At 47.5% G+C, this 19,083-nt stretch carries 22 protein-coding genes; all 22 read left to right on the forward strand.

Annotation, left to right across the window (positions count from 1 at the left end; genetic code table 11):
- Positions 1–121 precede the first annotated feature (121 nt).
- The gene (gene spoIIAA / locus FO446_RS12495; RefSeq protein WP_007724108.1) at positions 122–472 is read left to right on the forward strand and encodes an anti-sigma F factor antagonist; all 351 of its coding nucleotides are present in this window, start codon (positions 122–124) and stop codon (positions 470–472) included.
- Positions 472–921: an anti-sigma F factor gene (gene spoIIAB / locus FO446_RS12500; RefSeq protein ID WP_007724107.1), complete on the forward strand. Its 450-nt coding sequence runs from the start codon at positions 472–474 to the stop codon at positions 919–921. Before spoIIAA ends, spoIIAB begins: the two co-directional genes overlap by 1 nt.
- Before the next feature lie 11 nt (positions 922–932).
- Positions 933–1,688, forward strand: a complete 756-nt coding sequence (gene sigF, locus FO446_RS12505) for an RNA polymerase sporulation sigma factor SigF (protein WP_221867132.1) — start codon at positions 933–935, stop codon at positions 1,686–1,688.
- A gap of 141 nt (positions 1,689–1,829) precedes the next feature.
- Positions 1,830–2,444, forward strand: coding sequence for a stage V sporulation protein AA (locus FO446_RS12510; protein WP_237900769.1), 615 nt, complete (start codon positions 1,830–1,832; stop codon positions 2,442–2,444).
- Positions 2,441–2,860, forward strand: a complete 420-nt coding sequence (locus FO446_RS12515; protein ID WP_173609562.1) for a stage V sporulation protein AB — start codon at positions 2,441–2,443, stop codon at positions 2,858–2,860. The genes FO446_RS12510 and FO446_RS12515 overlap by 4 nt, the downstream gene beginning before the upstream one ends.
- Positions 2,861–2,941: 81 nt before the next feature.
- Positions 2,942–3,427, forward strand: coding sequence for a stage V sporulation protein AC (gene spoVAC, locus FO446_RS12520; protein ID WP_172137891.1), 486 nt, complete (start codon positions 2,942–2,944; stop codon positions 3,425–3,427).
- A 13-nt stretch (positions 3,428–3,440) separates the two neighbouring features.
- Positions 3,441–4,466 carry a stage V sporulation protein AD gene (gene spoVAD / locus FO446_RS12525; RefSeq protein ID WP_237900770.1) on the forward strand — a complete coding sequence of 342 codons (1,026 nt, stop codon included), beginning with the start codon at positions 3,441–3,443 and terminating at the stop codon, positions 4,464–4,466.
- A complete protein-coding gene (gene spoVAE / locus FO446_RS12530; RefSeq protein WP_173609560.1) occupies positions 4,466–4,816 on the forward strand; it encodes a stage V sporulation protein AE in 351 nt (116 codons plus the stop codon). The genes spoVAD and spoVAE overlap by 1 nt, the downstream gene beginning before the upstream one ends.
- A 29-nt stretch (positions 4,817–4,845) precedes the next feature.
- The gene (locus tag FO446_RS12535; protein ID WP_173609559.1) at positions 4,846–5,460 is read left to right on the forward strand and encodes a stage V sporulation protein SpoVABEA; all 615 of its coding nucleotides are present in this window, start codon (positions 4,846–4,848) and stop codon (positions 5,458–5,460) included.
- Entirely contained in the window at positions 5,414–6,883 is a 1,470-nt protein-coding gene (locus tag FO446_RS12540; protein ID WP_173609558.1) for a spore germination protein, read from the forward strand. Before FO446_RS12535 ends, FO446_RS12540 begins: the two co-directional genes overlap by 47 nt.
- Positions 6,884–7,062: 179 nt before the next feature.
- Positions 7,063–8,385 carry a diaminopimelate decarboxylase gene (gene lysA / locus FO446_RS12545; protein ID WP_173609557.1) on the forward strand — a complete coding sequence of 441 codons (1,323 nt, stop codon included), beginning with the start codon at positions 7,063–7,065 and terminating at the stop codon, positions 8,383–8,385.
- A gap of 124 nt (positions 8,386–8,509) precedes the next feature.
- Entirely contained in the window at positions 8,510–10,783 is a 2,274-nt protein-coding gene (locus tag FO446_RS12550) for a GGDEF domain-containing protein (RefSeq protein ID WP_221867127.1), read from the forward strand.
- Positions 10,784–10,850: 67 nt separating this feature from the next.
- On the forward strand, positions 10,851–11,279 hold the full coding sequence (locus FO446_RS12555) for a peptidylprolyl isomerase (RefSeq protein WP_173609555.1): 429 nt from the start codon (positions 10,851–10,853) through the stop codon (positions 11,277–11,279).
- Positions 11,280–11,462: 183 nt separating this feature from the next.
- Positions 11,463–12,131, forward strand: a complete 669-nt coding sequence (locus tag FO446_RS12560) for a site-2 protease family protein (RefSeq protein ID WP_232773174.1) — start codon at positions 11,463–11,465, stop codon at positions 12,129–12,131.
- Positions 12,132–12,150: 19 nt separating this feature from the next.
- Positions 12,151–12,915 (forward strand): segregation/condensation protein A, encoded by a 765-nt coding sequence (locus tag FO446_RS12565; RefSeq protein WP_173609553.1) that lies wholly within the window; start codon positions 12,151–12,153, stop codon positions 12,913–12,915.
- Complete coding sequence (gene scpB, locus FO446_RS12570; RefSeq protein ID WP_016739982.1) at positions 12,905–13,489, forward strand: SMC-Scp complex subunit ScpB; 585 nt, start codon at positions 12,905–12,907, stop codon at positions 13,487–13,489. Before FO446_RS12565 ends, scpB begins: the two co-directional genes overlap by 11 nt.
- Before the next feature lie 144 nt (positions 13,490–13,633).
- Complete coding sequence (locus tag FO446_RS12575) at positions 13,634–14,803, forward strand: D-alanyl-D-alanine carboxypeptidase family protein (protein ID WP_237900773.1); 1,170 nt, start codon at positions 13,634–13,636, stop codon at positions 14,801–14,803.
- On the forward strand, positions 14,796–15,386 hold the full coding sequence (locus FO446_RS12580; protein WP_173609551.1) for a nucleoside recognition domain-containing protein: 591 nt from the start codon (positions 14,796–14,798) through the stop codon (positions 15,384–15,386). The genes FO446_RS12575 and FO446_RS12580 overlap by 8 nt, the downstream gene beginning before the upstream one ends.
- A gap of 11 nt (positions 15,387–15,397) precedes the next feature.
- The gene (locus FO446_RS12585) at positions 15,398–15,931 is read left to right on the forward strand and encodes a spore maturation protein (protein ID WP_007724050.1); all 534 of its coding nucleotides are present in this window, start codon (positions 15,398–15,400) and stop codon (positions 15,929–15,931) included.
- A 114-nt stretch (positions 15,932–16,045) separates the two neighbouring features.
- Positions 16,046–16,795: a pseudouridine synthase gene (locus tag FO446_RS12590; RefSeq protein ID WP_237900776.1), complete on the forward strand. Its 750-nt coding sequence runs from the start codon at positions 16,046–16,048 to the stop codon at positions 16,793–16,795.
- A 108-nt stretch (positions 16,796–16,903) separates the two neighbouring features.
- Positions 16,904–17,428 (forward strand): thiol-disulfide oxidoreductase ResA, encoded by a 525-nt coding sequence (resA, locus tag FO446_RS12595; RefSeq protein ID WP_237900778.1) that lies wholly within the window; start codon positions 16,904–16,906, stop codon positions 17,426–17,428.
- Positions 17,429–17,441: 13 nt separating this feature from the next.
- On the forward strand, positions 17,442–19,076 hold the full coding sequence (gene resB / locus FO446_RS12600; protein WP_173609834.1) for a cytochrome c biogenesis protein ResB: 1,635 nt from the start codon (positions 17,442–17,444) through the stop codon (positions 19,074–19,076).
- Positions 19,077–19,083: the final 7 nt, after the last annotated feature.

The following is a 19,083-nucleotide window of genomic DNA, read 5'->3' on the forward strand; positions in this document are numbered from 1 at the left end:
GAGTTGCCCCGAATGGAATGGCGCGGCTGCTCGATTTTTTTGTTCTTTTGTCGGCTGGCAGGAATTGGTTTCGCTGAAGAAGAAAGAGAGTTTCTATCAAGGGAGAAGGAGTGTGGCAGCTATGAGTTTACGAGTTGCGATGGAGACACGGCAGGACGTGCTAGTGATCCGTTTGCAAGGTGAGCTGGATCATCATACGGCAGAGGAGTTGCGCAAGAAGGCAGATGATCTTTTGCGTACCTCTACTATACGTCATATTGTGCTGAGTCTGGCTGATTTGACGTTTATGGACAGCTCTGGTATCGGGGTTATTTTGGGAAGATACAAGCAGATCTCTGCCCGATCTGGAGAAATGTACGTCTGCTCGATCAATCCTACGATCTATCGAATATTTGAGATGTCCGGGTTATTCAAGGTGATCAAGTTTCGCGAAAACGAAGCGGATGCTTTGCATGTTCTGGGGGTGGCGTAATGATGGTACAGCGTAACTTTATGTCAGTGTCGTTTGCAGCATTGAGCCAAAATGAAGCATTCGCACGTGTAGCAGTTGCAGCCTTCATTTCGCAACTCGATATTACGATGGACGAACTGGAAGAAATCAAAACCGTAATATCCGAGGCTGTTACGAATGCCATTATTCATGGTTATGACGAAAATCCAGAGGGTGTGGTACAGATCTCTGTGCGAATTCAAGAGGACAGCATTGATCTGATTGTGGAAGACAATGGAAGAGGAATTGAGGATGTAGAGCAGGCCATGCAGCCACTCTATACGACGAAACCGGAGCTGGAGCGCTCTGGAATGGGCTTTACGATTATGGAGAATTTCATGGATTCTTTGGAAGTGGCAACGGTTGTAGGTAAGGGAACAACTGTGCGCCTCACCAAACGCCTGGCGTTTGCCAAAGCCTTGCAAAATTAGGGGTAGTGCCTATGGGTGCCGATATCAAAAACGCGAGTCAACCATTTCTGACCAATGACCAAGTAAAAGAGCTAATCGCCAAAAGCCAATCTGGCGATACTGAGGCACGAGAGCTTCTCGTCAACAGCAATATTCGGCTGGTCTGGTCCGTCGTTCAGCGCTTTATCAACCGTGGATACGAAGCGGATGATTTGTTTCAGATCGGTTGTATTGGCCTTTTGAAGGCCGTAGACAAGTTTGATCTCTCCTATGATGTTCGATTTTCAACCTATGCTGTGCCGATGATTATTGGGGAAATTCAACGCTTCTTACGCGATGACGGTACAGTCAAGGTGAGTCGATCACTCAAAGAAACAGCCAACAAGGTACGACGAACAAAGGATGAGCTGTACAAGCAATTCGGTCGCGCACCCACGATTGCTGAGGTTGCGGACGCGGTGGGGATTACACCAGAGGAAGTCGTGTTTGCGCAAGAAGCAAATCGGGCACCTTCTTCCATCCATGAAACGGTTTTTGAAAATGACGGGGACCCCATTACGCTGATCGATCAGATTGCGGATGAAGGAGTCAACAAATGGTTTGAAAAGATTGCGCTTAAGGATGCGATCAGTCGATTGACCGAGCGGGAACAACTCATTGTCTACCTGCGCTACTACAAGGATCAGACGCAATCGGAAGTAGCGGAGAGGCTGGGAATCTCGCAAGTCCAGGTATCGCGCCTCGAGAAGCGCATTTTGCAAACGATCAAAGACCAAATTGAGCATTAACAGATGCAAACACTCCGGTCACTACGTGGCTGGGGTGTTTTGTTTTGTGAAAAAAACGGCCATTTCCGTTTAATTGCATGGGTTTTGTGGCTCGGCACATACTAGCGAATAATCAGGTATGTGAGGGAAGGGGAAGGTACCATGAGAGACGCGTTGTTTCTGCTCCTGAGAAAGCGATTGGCTGTACAGCCACAAGCCATGATTACACTTGGAGACATTTGCCAGCTTTACTGGGATGGAGAGCGCGAGGAAGCGTTAAGGCGGATGCCCATTTATCAGACAAAGCCAACGGATGGCAATTTGATCATCATCGATATTATGCAGGTAATTAAAAGGCTGCGTTCTGTCTATCCTGACGTGGAACTGGACGTCCAGGGTGCTCCCCAAATCATTGTGGAGGTGCTTAATCCACGAAAGAAATCGAACCCGATTTTGGTGGCGATGGTGTGGATTCTGCTGTTCATTGGCTCTGGATTGGCGATCATGAATTTCCATACCGATGTCAGCATGATGCAGGTTCACGAACGAATCTATTATTTGATTACAGGTGAAAAGAGCCATCAGCCCTTGTGGATGCAAATTCCTTACTCCATCGGAATCGGTTTGGGGATGATTCTGTTTTTCAACCATATCTTCCAGAAAAAAATCAACGAAGAACCTAGTCCGCTAGAAGTGGAATTGTTTATGTATCAGCAAAGCCTGGATCAATACTACATACAAAATGAAAACAAGGAAAACCAACGGACGAAGAAATGAGCGTCATCAAGTGCTTGTTGCTTATTTTGATCGGACTGGGTGGAGGTCTTGCTGTAGGGAGCGGGCTGGTCGCGTTTATTACCGTTCTGGACATCATTCCGAGGTTGACACAATTAACGAATGCTCATCGATATATCCGCTCCCTGGAATGGGCCTTGGTGGCAGGAGCGCTTTTTTTTACGTTTATTGATTTTTTTCACTGGGGTGCTCATTTACCCGTTCTCGTATCTTCGATTTACGGGATATTTGCAGGGATATTTGTGGGCACACTCGCCGCGGGCCTGACGGAGGTATTGAATGTCTTCCCCATATTAGCGAAGCGAATCCACATGGATGGCAGTCTTCTCTTTCTGTTGATGGCAGTAGTTTTGGGAAAAGTGACGGGTTCCTTACTGCAATGGCTGCTCCATCTGTGAAATGGTAAATACCACTATTCATAGGCATCTTTAGAAAAAGGAAGGATATAGGAAGAAAGCTTACAAAGGGAGTGAAAGGGCATGGCAACCAAAACAAAATCCAAAAACCCCGGATCGATGCAGATGACCAAACAACTGTATCAACAGCAGGCTTCGAAGTTCCAGCCCAAACGAAACGTTCTGCTTAACTCGTTTCGTGCTTTCTGGGTAGGAGGGACCATATGTTTGTTGGGTCAGGCCATTCAAAATATGTATATTACCTTCTTCGGATTTACGGAGAAAACGGCAAGCAATCCGACTGTTGCGACGCTCATCTTTCTGTCCGTTTTGCTGACAGGGTTAGGTGTGTATGACAATATCGGGCAGTATGCTGGAGCAGGATCAGCCGTGCCTGTTACAGGCTTTGCCAACTCGATAGCGTCTGCTGCCATCGAACATCGGAGCGAAGGGTTAGTGCTCGGCGTTGGCGGAAATATGTTTAAGCTCGCTGGTTCGGTCATTGTATTTGGGGTTGTTGCTGCTTTCATTGCGGGAATAATAAAGAGCCTGATCAACATGCTTTTCTAAGGGAGGGCTGTCGGTGTCAAGCAATCAACCAATGAAACGAGTCAATCGGCAAACCTGGCACTTCGATCAAAATGTTCGTCTGCAAAGCTCGGCAGTTGCTGTGGGACCAAAAGAAGGCGAAGGACCGCTGGCGCACTTGTTTGATAAAATCCACGACGATATGTATGCAGGCCAACAGACGTGGGAAGACGCAGAACGCCAGCTGATGGAGGATGCGGTCAATACATTGCTGCAAAAGGCGGGCATCACCGGCAAGGATGTGGATCTCATTCTCGCTGGCGACCTGTTGAACCAGAACATCACGACCAACTTTACAGCAGAAAAGCTGGCCATGCCTCTGCTCGGCATGTACGGAGCATGCTCAACCTCGATGCTCACACTGGCAAATGCGGCGGCTCTGGTAAACGCAGGCTATGCGAGCAAGGCGATCGCTGCTTGCAGTAGCCACAATGCCACAGCGGAGAGGCAGTATCGTTATCCCACGGAATACGGAGGACAGAAGCCCCCAAGTGCCCAGTGGACGGTGACAGGAGCTGGCGCAGGATTGGTTGGAATCGGGGGGAATGGTCCGCGCATTACATATGCGACGATGGGAAAAGTAGTGGACATGGGGATTAAAGACCCGTTCGACATGGGGACGGCCATGGCGCCAGCAGCTGCATCGACGATCCAAACGCATTTTCAAGATACAGGGCGTTCCCCACAATCCTATGATTTGATCGTGACTGGCGACTTGGCTGGTGTCGGCTATCCGATTCTAAAGGAGCTCATGTTGACGGAAGGATACGACATGGATCAAGTCTACAATGATTGTGGGCTGATGATATACTCCCCTGATCAGGATGTGTTTTCAGGAGGAAGCGGTTGCGCAAGCAGTGCCGTGGTCACGTATAGCTACATTATTGATCAGCTCAACCGTGGGTTACTGAAAAACGTGTTGGTTTGCGCCACGGGAGCACTCTTAAGCCCGGTAAGCACTCAGCAGGGAAATTCGATACCGTGCATCGCTCACGCGGTTGCGCTTGAAGGAGGCAGCTAATGGAATACCTGATTGCTTTTGTCGTAGGGGGATTGGTTTGTGTAGTGGGTCAGCTCCTTTTGGATGTTGGCAAGCTAACGCCTGCTCATGTCATGAGTACGCTGGTCGTGGCAGGAGTTTTTCTCGATTTTATCGGCGTGTATGACAAATTTATCGATTTTGCAGGCGCAGGTGCGACTGTACCGATCACGAGCTTTGGTCACTCTTTGTATCATGGAGCCATCGGCGAGGCCGAACAACATGGGTTGATTGGTGTCGCCACGGGGATTTTTGAGGTCACGAGTGCGGGTATATCGGCTGCGATCGCATTCGGATTTTTGGCCTCACTCATTTTTAAACCCAAAGGGTAAGTCCAAGCAGGAAAAGGCGGTGACCCAGCATGGACACAGTACGCCGGAAAGTCATAGTGGTGACAGACGGAGATCATATTGCCCAAAAAGTAATCGAGAATGTCGCCAAGCAATTTGGTGGTCGATGCATATCACTGTCTGCCGGGAATCCGACTCCACTGCGAGGGAATCAGATGGTCGAACTGATTAAAATGACGCCATACGATCCTGTTATCGTCATGTTCGATGACAATGGAGATTACGGCAAGGGTAGAGGGGAACGAGCCCTCGAATACGTGGTGAAGCATCCTGATATCGAAGTAATCGGTGCGATTGCAGTAGCCTCGAATACACATTGGGTCAAGGGTGCGACCGTCGCTTATTCCGTAAACAACCAAGGACAAATTGTAGAAGAAGCCGTGGACAAGGACGGGTACGCAGACGAGCAACTTCAGCATCACATTTATGGAGATACCGTAGATATTTTGAATTCCCTGCATGTACCTAATGTCATCGGTATTGGAGATATAGGCAAAATGGAAGGTAGAGATAGTTTGCAAAACGGTTGTCCCATCACAACGAGAGCGGTGCAATGGATAATGGAAAGGAGCGGCGCTCATGGCACAGGTCACGGAAAAACGTCATCCCATTTCAACTTATCTTGAAGAGAATCAGAGGTATTTGAACGACAGACTTGGTGTCGGTAAGAGTTTTGACATTGGGGTTCATGATTTTTATGTGGGTCATACACGAATGTTGTTGTATTACATAAACGGCTTCGCAGAAAGCATACTGATTTCGCAGATCATGCGTGAGCTGAACGATGTACGTGAGCGGGATATGGGTGACAATGCTTTCGACCATTTGTTTCATAAATTCATCCCTTTCTACCAACTGAGCAAGGTAGAAACCACTGACGAGTTTATGGATAAATTGCTCGTTGGCCAAGTAGGACTGATCATTGACCGATCTCCCCATGCCATTATCCTCGATGCCAAAATCCTGCCGAATCGCACACCGCAGGAGCCCGATACGGAAAGAATCGTCCGCGGCGCCCATGACGGCTTTACTGAAGTGCTTGTAACCAATACAGTTCTTACGCGCCGACGGATTCGTGACGAACGGCTCCGATTCGAAATCATGCAGATAGGGGAGCGTACTAAGACAGATGTTGCGGTTGCCTACTTGCACGATGTAGCAAATGAAGAGCTGGTCCATACATTGAAGGAGCGTCTACAAAACATCCAGATTGACGGGATACCGATGGCAGAAAAAACCGTCGAGGAATTTATCATTGGAAAAACGTTGAACCCCTTCCCGTTAGTCCGATATACAGAGCGGCCCGATGTGGCTGCTGTACATCTATTGGAAGGTCACGTACTGATTTATGTGGATACTTCACCGAGTGTCATGATCACACCCGCCACCTATTTTCATCATGTACAACATGCGGAGGAGTATCGACAAACACCGGTAATCGGTGCTTATCTGCGCTGGGTTCGTTTTCTGGGAATCTTTGCTTCCGTTTTTGTTTTGCCGATCTGGTTGCTGTTGGTCATGCACCCTTCCATGATACCGGAGCCGCTTCATTTCTTAGGGATTAAAAAGATGGGCAGCATTCCTATTTTGGCACAATTTGTGATCGCTGAGGTCGGTCTGGACTTGATGCGAATGGCCGCCATTCATACGCCTGCGCCGCTCTCGATTGCCGTAGGTTTATTGGCCGCGATTTTGGTCGGGGACGTGGCGATCAAGGTAGGACTCCTTGCACCTGAGGTTATTTTGTATTTGGCAGTGGCGGCAATTGGGATGTATTCGACTCCCAGCTATGAGTTAAGCTTGGCCAATCGACTTATTCGCTTGTTTCTGATACTTATGGTGGGCTTTTTCTCTACACCGGGACTGATGATCGGGATTACGATCATCCTGATTTTCTTGGCTTCCACCCGTTCGCTGAATACGCCTTACTTATGGCCGTTCATTCCATTCAACTACAAAGGGATGAAGGATATTGTGGTACGGCTGGCTGTGCCAAGCAAAAACAACAGGCCGAGTATCGTTCGCTCGCAAAATTCCTCTCGGCAATAATATTCTGAAAACGGATGGGATCACCCATTGTCAAACGCACAACCTTGTAGTAAATTGTAGGGAAGCCTTACGAACAAAAGTTTCTGTATGGCAACTGACGCTCCTTGTTGGTTGCCTTTCTCTATACAAGGTTGTCTATATACATCATCGGTGCGAATGAATTGGGGAGGAAACAGAACATGTACTTACACGGGACAAGTCGAGTGAATGAACAAGGAAACCTGGAAATCGGAGGCTGTGATACGACACAGCTAGCTGCTACTTACGGAACACCTTTATATGTGTATGACGAACAGCAAATTCGCACCAAATGCCGAGAATTTGTCAATGCGTTTCACAATACGGGTTTTTCGTTCCAGGTTGCTTATGCGAGCAAAGCATTTTGCACGTTGGCGATGTGCAAGCTTGTTGAAGAGGAGGGCTTGTCACTCGATGTAGTATCTGGCGGCGAATTGTATACGGCTCTGCAAGCTGGATTCCCCGTAGAGCGCATCCATTTTCATGGCAACAACAAATCTCATGATGAGTTAATCATGGCCCTTGATGCCAAAATTGGCTGTTTTGTTGTGGACAACTTTTATGAGTTGCACATGTTGGCTCAATTGGCCGAAGAGCGAAACGAAAAAGTCGCCGTACTCTTGCGTGTCACGCCGGGTGTAGAAGCTCATACACATGAATACATTTCTACTGGGCAGATCGACTCCAAGTTTGGCTTTGATGTGCAAAACGGCCAGGCTCTTGAGGCGATTCAATTCTCTCATGAAAGCAATCATCTCCATTTATTGGGAGTTCATAGCCATATTGGCTCACAAATATTTGAAACAGAAGGCTTCCTCGTGGCTGTCAAACGATTGACAGAGCTGTTGGGCGAAGCAAAAGAAAAGCTAGGATTCCTCCCGGAAGTTTTGAATGTAGGAGGAGGCTTTGGTATTCGGTATGTAGAAAGCGATACACCGCAACCAGCGGAAACGTATATCAAAGCCATAACAGATATCGTTCGCCAAGAGCTAACAGCGCTGGCGATTCCTCTACCTGAGATTTGGATCGAGCCAGGTCGGAGTATTGTAGGGGATGCAGGGACAACCTTGTACCGAATTGGATCGCATAAGAACATTCCAAATGTCCGAAAATATATTGCGGTCGATGGTGGGATGACAGACAATCTGCGACCAGCTTTATACGATGCAGAATACGAAGCAGCGATTGCGAACAAAATGAATGCACCTGCCTCAGAAGTTGTATCCATTGCAGGAAAGTGCTGTGAGTCAGGTGATATGCTCATCTGGGATGTGAAGCTGCCAGAAGCGCAAGCGGGCGATATTCTCGCAGTCCCAAGTACAGGTGCATACGGTTATTCCATGGCGAACAACTACAATCGGATTGCTCGTCCGGCAGTTGTATTTGTAAAGGACGGAGAAGCAGAAGTAGTCGTACGACGCGAAACGTACGCAGAAGTAGTCGGTCACGATGTTTTGCCAAAACGGGCGCAGCTTATGCGTTAAACTTCATAAAAAATGCACAAACCTTCCCGATCGTTTGGGAAGGTTTTGTATTTCCTTCATCTCCCATTCATGATTGCTTAATGTTTTCTCGGCATAATGAAAGGGTGAGGGGGAGCGATTCATCATGTTGTCGACTCTTATGAAGCGGTTTCGACGAATACCCTATATTTCATTGGACAAACGCCAATGGATGAAGGCGATGATTCGGCAAGAAGTGGAGAGAGAGAAGAAAGTCGTCATGTTTTATATAGATATCGTCAAGCTGACAGAGGTGGAGCATCGCTATGGTGATACGAGCGCCAAGAGAGTTCTTCATATATTCGAAAGCATTTTGCCAGCTGTCGCTCGTCAAGCATTTGAAATCAAAGGGAGAATCATCGCGATTCAAAAGCTGTGGGGCGATGATTTTGCCATCTACACTTCCTTTTCGAAAATGATGAGTGAAGAAGACTGTCAAATGCTATCCATTCATTTTCAGGAGCTAGCTGAACGACAGTTAAATCGACAAGTGAGCTTCGTTAATCGCGAGGAGCTTCGTGTCCATATCGGCTTTTCGGAAATCATCGGGGAAGATATCGTGAAAGAGATGTATACCTCTGTTAAACATGCTGTACATATGGCCAAGTATGGGATTACCTCCGAAAAGTATGCACACATTAGACAATTTCACAAGCTGCTTGCAGAGGAAAACGTTCAGATGCACTTCATGCCGATCATTCATTTGCCAAATGGCGAAGCACTGGGGTGGGAGGCACTGGCGCGCGGACCGGTCAACAGTCTTTTTGCAACTCCCGCAGCCTTGTTCAATTATGCACAAGAGACGGATACGGTGTTTCGTTTGGAGCATATATGTCGCAAGCGGGCATTGGAGCATATACGCTACCTGAAGCCTCATGAAAAACTATTCATCAATTTGGACCCACGGGCGATTGACGATCCGTTTCTGTTGCGTGGCAAAGTGCAGATGCTTTTGGCAGAGTACGAGTTGACGCCGCAAAACATTGTTTTTGAAATTACAGAGCGTCATGCGATTACGAATTACGCTGTCTTTCGAAAAATCATCGAGGAGTATCGCAAGCAAGGATATATGATCGCCGTAGATGATGCAGGAGCAGGGTATTCCAGCTTGGAATCGATTACAGAAATCTACCCGGACTTTATTAAGCTCGACATGTCCTTGATTCGTAACATCGATGTCGATCCGATTAAGCAGGCGTTGTTGGAGACGTTTGTATCCTTTGCTGACAAAGTGAACTGCAAAATCATAGCAGAAGGGATCGAGACAGAGCGTGAGCTGGAAACGCTCATGGACGTCGGTGTCATCTACGGACAGGGTTACTATTTAGGCAAGCCGGATAAAGGAATGGCGCAGCTATGTGGAAAGGCGATGAACTTTCTGCGTTTTACGATGGAAAAGCGGATTGAACAAGAAGCAGCGCCAATACTGCCCACTCCCGCTATGACGGAAATCTTGGCGAAGACGATCAGTGTTGAAAAGCACGTGAAAGTAAGACGCATCCATGAGATTTTCGAGCAAAATCAGCGAATTGAAAGCGTGGTTGTGCTGGAGAACGGCATACCGGTAGGACTTGTCATGAGGTTTTCTCTGTATCAGATCCTCGGTGGTCAATACGGAATTGCACTGTACTATGAAAGACCCGTTTCTCAAATCATGAATACCAACCCGCTCAAAGCTACCAAAGATGACAAGCTGGATGAGGTAGCGAAGCGGGCGATGACCAGAGATGCTTATCATTTGTATGATGTGGTCATTATTATTGATGAGAAAGGGGAGTACATCGGTATCGTTACTGTGCAGAAGCTGTTGGACAAAATGGCTTCCATTAAACTCGAGATGGCGAGCTCAGCCAATCCACTGACAGGATTGCCGGGAAACGTGCAGATTGAAAGAGAATTGAACCAACGGCTAAAACGGTATGATCATCAGGTGGTCATCTACTGTGATCTCGACCGTTTCAAATGGTTTAATGACCGCTATGGGTTTGAAGTGGGTGATCAGATCATTGTTCGAACCGCGAATTTGTTGCGGGAAGCCTCGAAATGGTACGGAAGCGGGACTGACTTCATCGGTCATATTGGCGGAGATGATTTTATTCTGATTACGACGGCGCAGTGTGCGAATGATGTAGTTTTGTTTATCATGGATGCTTTTACGCCATACTTTTCGGACATTTATGAAAAGCGCAGAATGGGGGACGGTCAGGAGCTCTCGATGTCGATGGCAGGTGTCGTCCTTTACGCAGGGAAGTACACTAGTGCGGAACAAGTTGCAGAGAAGGCTGCGTACGTGAAAATGGTGGCAAAAGCGAAGGCGGGGACTGTTTTTATTACCGACTGTGAGTTGCCTGGCGAAGAGCAGATCCGCATCGAGGGATAAATTGGACGTCAATCGATCTCCATGGTAGAATGGGTACGTTAACTTTACAAGGTATGGAGGTCAACATATGAAAAAGGCGCTCATCACCATGGAAAATGGTAACCAAATCGAGCTGGAGCTGTTCGATCAAGAAGCTCCTGGCACAGTTGCAAACTTTGAGAAATTGGCTAACGAAGGCTTCTACAACGGTCTGTCCTTCCACCGCGTTATCCCTGGCTTCGTAGCACAAGGCGGATGCCCTTACGGAACAGGAACAGGCGGTCCTGGTTACACCATCAAATGTGAAACAAAAGGAAACCCACATAAGCATCTCCGCGGTTACCTGTCCATGGCACACGCAGGAAAAGACACAGGCGGAAGCCAATTCTTCATCTGCTACGATTCTTTCCCTCACCTCGATGGCGTACATACCGTATTTGGTCGCGTCACTTCCGGTTTGGAACACGTTGATGCAATCAAACAAGGCGATAAAATGGGTACAGTAAAAGTAGGATAATAGAAGTTGAATGAACACCGATGAGGGAATCCTTGTCGGTGTTTTTTCGTCAGGCTACATGCTGGGTCAAGCTGGATTGGGGTTGTAAGCCTATCTATCTGCTGGTATGCTAGAAGATAGACGATTTTTATCAGGGGTTGTTCAAAAAGATGACTTTTTGAACGCGCATGATTGGAGGAAGCAATGGATCTTTTTCACTTTGATTGGAAAACGGTACCGTTTCGCTTAATTGCGTTCGTTATCGCTTTCACTTTGCATGAATGGGCGCATGCCTTTGTCGCTTGGAAGCTGGGTGACAATACGGCGAAATCGGAGGGCCGCTTAACTTTAAATCCAATCCCGCATATTGATCCGTTCGGCTTGATTCTCATTTTGTTTGGTCCATTTGGTTGGGCGAGACCAGTGCCGATTAATCCTCTGCATTTCCGTGGGAACAAGCGATTAGGGATTGTTTACGTTTCATTTGCAGGTCCACTCATTAACCTGATACTCGCGGTATTGTTTTACATGGTGTATTTCGTAGTAATTAATTCCGGAGTACTAGTAGGAATGCATGAAAAAGTGGCTTACGCAATTGATATGACACTACGATTTTCTGTTTTGATCAATACAGCTCTTTTCATTTTCAACCTGTTGCCGATTCCGCCATTGGACGGTTACAAAATACTGCGATTTTTGTCTCCGCGAAGTTGGGATGGAAAGTTTTACAATTATGAAGTCTACGGGCCGTGGATTCTCCTATTACTCATCTTTATTCCGGGGGTCAGCACAATCATTTTTGGTATTCCCCATGGGATTGCCCTGGAATTGGTTCAACGAATTGGAAGTAGTATCTTAAGCGTGTTCATCTAACGGAAACGAGGGACGACTTTTGGCTTACAGCATCAAACTTGATTCCTTTGAGGGACCACTCGATCTGTTGCTCCATCTGATCGACAAGGCTGAGGTGGACATCTACGACATACCGATAGCGGAAATTACGGAGCAATACCTCGCGACGATTGACAAGATGCAAGAGCTCCAACTGGATGTGGCCAGTGAGTTCGTAGTGATGGCGGCTACGCTCCTCTCTATTAAAAGCAAGATGCTGTTACCCAAAAAGGAGGAGCATGTCTTTCAGCAGTTCCTCGATATGGATGTAGACGAGATAGACCCGCGTGAAGAACTGGTTGCGCGTCTGTTGGAGTACAAGCGCTATAAGATGCTTGCCGAGAACCTGCGAGAAATGGAAATCGGTCGTAATCAAGTCTTTACACGTCCCGCAGAGAATTTGTCTCCTTATGTGCGTGAAGAGGATCATACAGTATCAAATGTGACCCTCTACGATTTGATCAACGCGCTGGAAAAGCTGGTAAAGAAAACGAAAGAAAAAGAACCGATGACCAAGGTATCGCGCGACGAAATCTCCATCAAGGATCGAATGACAGAGATACGCCAAGCGGTACGCAGCGGTGGGATGGTTCGTTTTTCTGAGTTGTTTACGCAAGGGGCGACGCGTACAGAGATTGTGACGACCTTTCTCGCCTTGCTTGAGCTTATGAAGGCTAAGCACATTACGTGTGTACAAAATCAATTGTTTCAAGACATCATCATATGTGAAAACGGAACGGAAGGAGCCCACACTGATGGACTATGACAAGCTGAAAGGCGTAATCGAGGGCTTGCTGTTCATCTCGGGTGATGAAGGAATCGATGCCAAAGAAATCAGTGAAATCACTGAGGTGTCAGAAGAAGAGGTCATCGACTTGATCGAAGACATGAAAGCTGACTTCCGCCGGGCAGGACGCGGTATTCAAATCGTGGAAGTGGCAAAAGCGTATCAGCTGACCACTCTGCCCGAGCATGTGCCCTATTTTGAACGGTTAGCAACATCACCAGGTCAGTCAACATTATCCCAAGCAGCATTGGAGACTCTCGCCATTGTTGCGTACAAGCAGCCCCTGACCCGTTCGGAGATTGAAGAGATCCGTGGCGTTAAATGCGAAAAAGCACTGAACACACTCTTATCCAAGCAACTCATTCGTGAAGCGGGGAGAGCAGAGGGGATCGGACGCCCCATTTTGTACGCGACCACCAAAGAGTTTTTGGAGCATTTTGGTTTACGGGAACTGGGGGATTTGCCAGAACCGCCTGTCAATCTTGATATTGAAGAAGCGCGTCTTGAAGCATCAGCGCTATTCGGAAAAGCAGAAGAAGCGACAAACGACTAGTTACAGCCCGGACAGTTTTTCGTACTATCATACGACTCGTCCCCATATACTATGGTACAAACCTGTGTATCGTGGTATAACGACGGCTTTTCTCTTGACTTATTGTCAAGGTTGAGCCCAAGTTTTCAAATGGGGAGGACGTTTATGAATATCCGAAAATATCTGTCCGGCGTACTCGTCGTTTTTCTTTTTATACAGATGGCTTTTACGCCGGCAGCGGTGGTAAAGGCTGCTGCAGCTCCACCTGGCTTGTCAGCTGAAGGTGCAGCACTAATCGATGTCGAGAGTGGACGGATTCTTTATTCCAAAAATGGTACGAAAAAAATGAGGATTGCGAGTCTGACCAAAACGATGACAGCAATCGTAGCAATCGAGATGGGCAAATTGGATGCACAGGTAACGGTACCTCCACAAGCGGTAGGTGTAGAAGGCTCATCCATCTACTTGAAAAATGGAGAGAAGCTCACGCTGGAAGAACTGCTGTACGGTTTGATGCTGCGATCTGGCAATGACGCAGCCGTCACCATCGCTACCCACATCGGAGGATCAGTGCCCGGATTCACTTACTTAATGAATGAAAAGGCTGCAATGATTGGAATGGAGCATACGAATTTCACCAATCCACATGGTTTAGATGACAGTAACCAGCATTACTCCACTCCGGAAGATATGGCAAAGCTGTCCGCCTATGCCTTACATAATCCGGTGTTTCGTCAAATCGTCTCAACGAAAGTCAAGGATATTTCGTGGGAAGGCGAACAATGGGACCGGCGCTTACTGAACAAAAACAAGATGCTTCACCTTTACAACGGTGCTGATGGTGTGAAAACGGGATACACCAAACTCGCGAAGCGCTGCCTGGCTTCCTCTGCCACAAGGAACGGAAGACAGCTGGCGACAATTACTCTGAATGCTTCTGATGACTGGAACGACTCCGCCAAGCTGATGGACTGGGGCTTCGCAAATTATCCGCTACAAGAGCTGGTCAAGAAAGGGCAGGAAGTAAAGCCTGACACGCCAGTCACACTTGAAGCAGGAACTCATCTTGTCACCACAAACACATTTCAATATCCACTGCAAACGGCAGAAACAGAGGCGATTCACAAGCGTGTCGTTATGGGAGAATCAACGGTGACATCGAAAATGAATGGTCAACTGGCAGGATTTCTTCAGCTCTATTTAAAGGAAAAGATGATTGGGCAGGTTCCGTTGCTGGTTCGTGTGGATACGCCGACTTCTGTAGCCCCGCAAGCTTCACGCTCAATGTGGCAGCAGTTTTGGGGAATAGTGTCAGGGGGGCTGTGGAGTGCTTAATGTCATCTGGCTCGGGCTCATTGTCATTAGCATTGTCGTTGCGGCCGTGACGGGGCGGATGGAAGCGATCAACGCAGCAGCGTTTGAGGGAGCCAAGACGGGAGTAACGGTTTGTCTCGGACTTCTCAGTGTTCTCGCCTTTTGGATGGGAATGATGCGGATTGCTGAAAAGTCAGGACTCCTTGAGCTATTGGCTCGGGCATTGTCACCGATCATTCAAGTCCTTTTTCCCGATGTTCCAAAAGGGCATCCTGCTATGGGGTATATCCTCTCAAATATGAGTGCAAACCTGCTCGGGCTTGGTAATGCAGCAACGCCGATGGGGCTGAAAGCGATGGAAGAACTCCAAAAGCTGAATCCAGACAAGCAAAACGCTTCGGCTGCCATGTGTACACTGCTGGCGATCAATACGGCGAGCATAACGATTATTCCTACAACCATGATCGCAATCCGCATGCAGTATGGCTCCGTGAATCCCGTTGAAATCGTAGGGACTACGCTGTTATCTTCCTTTGCCGCCACGATTGTCGCGCTGTTGATTGATCGCATGTACCGTTATCGACATATACGAAGACACAGATAGGGGGAGTCCTTATGTACCAATGGGTATCCCTGCTCTCTCTTTGGGCCATTCCCGTTACGATTGCCTTTGTCTTGTTGTATGGGTGGCGGAAACAAGTCCCCGTCTACGAGACGTTTGTAGATGGAGCTAAAGGCGGCTTAACCACTACCATTCGCATACTCCCGCACCTAATTGCCATGATGGTCGCAGTGAGTATGTTTCGGGAATCAGGAGCGTTGGATCTACTGCTTCGCGCGCTCAAGCCGCTGCTTGACCTGCTGCATTTTCCGGAAGAACTGGTCCCGTTGGCGTTGCTTCGTCCGTTGACGGGAACAGGCTCGCTTGCGATTGCAACAGATCTGATCGCACAGTACGGTCCCGATTCTTTTTTGGGCAGACTGGCCGCTACTATGCAAGGGAGTACAGATACGACTCTGTATGTCCTAACCGTTTATTTTGGCGCAGTTGGTATTCGCAATTCTGCTTATGCACTAAAAGTAGGCTTGTGGTCAGACCTGGCAGGTGTCATATTTTCGCTGCTCATTGTCTCCTACATTTTCGCTTAAAAGAGCTCAAATAGAGTAGGCTTTGAAAACTTCCTCATGGATATGGGGAAGTTTTTCCCTTTTTCTTGTCCACACTAGTAAGAATGGGTATGATGTTGTAGAGGTGAACCAACGATGGAACGTTTACAGAAAGTATTGGCGCATGCTGGAGTCGCCTCTCGTCGCCATTGTGAAGAATTGATTGCGCAAGGCAAGGTGCAGGTAAATGGCCAAGTCGTACGAGAGCAGGGAATAAAAGTCGATCCGCTCAAGGACAAAATTGTGGTGAATGGACAGCCGGTTAAGCTGGAGCAACATGTCTATCTCTTGTTGTACAAGCCTACTGGTGTCATTACGAGCGTCACAGACACGCGTGGCAGACGGGTAGTGATCGATCTGTTGAAGGGAATTAAAGAACGGGTATATCCAGTAGGTCGCTTGGATTATGATACTTCCGGCTTGCTGCTCTTGACGAACGACGGGGAGCTCGCCAACAGGCTGGCACATCCAAGCTATGAAATCGATAAAGTGTATCGGGCATGGGTAAAGGGAATCCCCAGTCAGGAAAAAGTGCGCAAGCTAGCAACCGGCATTCGTTTGGAAGACGGCATGACTTCTCCCGGTCAGTCTAAATTGCTAAAGACAGAGTCTAGCAGTCAAAGAGCATTGGTAGAACTGACCATACATGAAGGACGAAATCGCCAAGTGCGCAGAATGTGTGAGGCGATCGGTCATCCGGTGTTGACATTGGAACGAATCCGTTTAGGATTTCTTACATTAGATGGACTGAAGCCTGGCGAATTTCGCAAGCTCACGCATGAGGAAGTGGAGAGCTTGAAGCGGGGCTTGGTTCAAAAGAAAAGGAGCCCGCGCGCGAAACATTGATTCGTTCAAAATCTGTTCATAAGTTGTGCGCTGTCGGAAAAACTAGGAACGCTATAATAGAATGGGAAAAGGATGCAATTTATTAGCAGTAGATGGGAGTAAGGCCTCATGAACAAAAGCAATCGTACATATGTCAGGATCGCGGTATTGGGTGTTTTGCTTGTGGCGCTGGTCTTTGCACTCTATTCCAGCTTTGTGAAGGACCCCGGTGCTGTGAAAGTAGGTAGCGATGCTCCGAATTTTAGTTTGGAACAATTGAATGGACCAGAGCTGGCTCTGGAAAGTTTGAAAGGAAAAGGCGTTATCCTCAATTTCTGGGGCACATGGTGTGAACCCTGTAAGGAAGAAATGCCGGCATTGCAAAAGCAATATACGAAGTTTAAAGATAAGGGATTGGTTGTAATTGGCGTCAATATCGGAGAATCGCCAGTTGCCGTAGAACCATTCGTAAAGCAGTTCGAGATTGACTTCCCTATTTTGCTCGATCGCCAATCGGAAATTACAAAGCTGTATCGAATTGGTCCGATTCCGACGACCTTTTTCATCGACCCAGATGGAGAAGTGCGGGAAGTATTTATCGGGCAATTGGATGAAGCCATGATTGAGTCAAAAGTAACAAAAATCTTGCCGTAAGTGAGGAGCAATGATGGATCAGCGAAAATGCGAATGCGGTCATACCAACCCGGTTGGGACGCTGCTCTGTGAGTCTTGCGGGAAGCCTTTGAACGTGGAAGTCCACGAGCAGACATCGTTTCCTGACATGCGTTATGAAGGAATGGCAAGACGTTCTCAAACGAATAACACGAAGGTAATCGACCGAGTCTGGAACTTTTTTTCTTCGGTCAAAATTGCAATCGGTATCATTATTGTCATTTTGGTGGCGTCCGCAGTCGGAACCATCTTTCCGCAGCAAATGTACATACCAGTACCCGTACCGACAGAAGCAGATGTTGCCCGCTTTTATACGGAAACATATGGTACGCTTGGAACGATTTTTTACGGCCTTGGATTTCACAATATGTACTCGTCCTGGTGGTTTGTGACGCTTCTGGTTATGCTCGGTACATCTTTGGTTATCTGTAGTCTGGACCGCGTAGTACCGCTGTATAAAGCGTTAAAGAAGCCGAGATTGAACCAGCACAAGTCCTTCTTGAAAGGGCAAAAGCTGTTTGCAGAGGGTGAGCTTGCTCCAGACGCCAATCAGGAAGCAATACTGGACGCCTCCGCTCTGGCATTAAAAGAAAAAGGATACCGCATTTTCCGCACGGAGCGAGCGATTATGGCTGAAAAAGGCCGTTTTAGCCGTTGGGGTCCTTACATTAATCACATTGGATTGATTTTGTTTTTGGTCGGTACCTTAATGCGAAGCCTGCCTGGCTTTTACTTGGACGAGTATGTCTGGGTGCGTGAGGGACAAACAATGGCGATTCCGAATACCCCTTACTACATAAAAAACGAGAACTACACGACAGAGTATTGGTCGGAAGAAGAAATGCCGGAGCAACTGGAGCTTAAGGGTGGAGCCATCGTGAAGAGCTACCAGACAGATGCCATTTTGTATGAAAATAAAAGCGCTGACGTTCCAGGGAAAAAGCCGGATTTGGTAGAAGTACAGAAGGGGCCGATCGTCGTGAATCATCCGATGGAGCAGGACAGCCTCTACATTTATCAGAGCGGCGTGCAAGAGATGCAGCTTGGAGCGCTCAATTTTACAGTGGTCGATTTGAAAAACAATAAAAAAGAAATCGGCCTTATCAAAATTGATCTGTACAATCCACAGCCCGAGCAAACCATTGCGGATGGGTTCACGGTACGGATTTTGGATTACTTCCCCGATTTTATAATGGGAAAAGACGGGAAGCCTGCGACGAAAACCAATTTACCTAAAAATCCGATGGTCGCATTAGAACTCATTGGAGACAATGGCAAGTACAACGAAAAATTGGTATATCTTGAAGGAACCATTCTTACACAGAAAAATGATCCTCGTTACGGCCTCGACATCAAAATGCCTGATTTAATCGATATTGCAGGGCTGAATGTACGGGTGGACAAAGCATTGCCACTGATTTATTTCGGTTCATTCATTTTCCTTGCGGGCGTTGCAATCGGTGTGTTCTGGCAGCATCGCCGGGTTTGGGTACAGACGCAAGAGGGAAGTATCTTGGTAGCGGCCCATACGAATAAAAACTGGTTCGGTCTTCGCAGGGAAGTAGACGGGCTGGTTAAACAAGCGGAGCTCCCTGTCACGATAGAAGATAAAACGAAGGCCAAGGCCTAAAGCTTCA

It is taken from the genome of Brevibacillus brevis (assembly GCF_022026395.1).
Taxonomy (GTDB): domain Bacteria; phylum Bacillota; class Bacilli; order Brevibacillales; family Brevibacillaceae; genus Brevibacillus.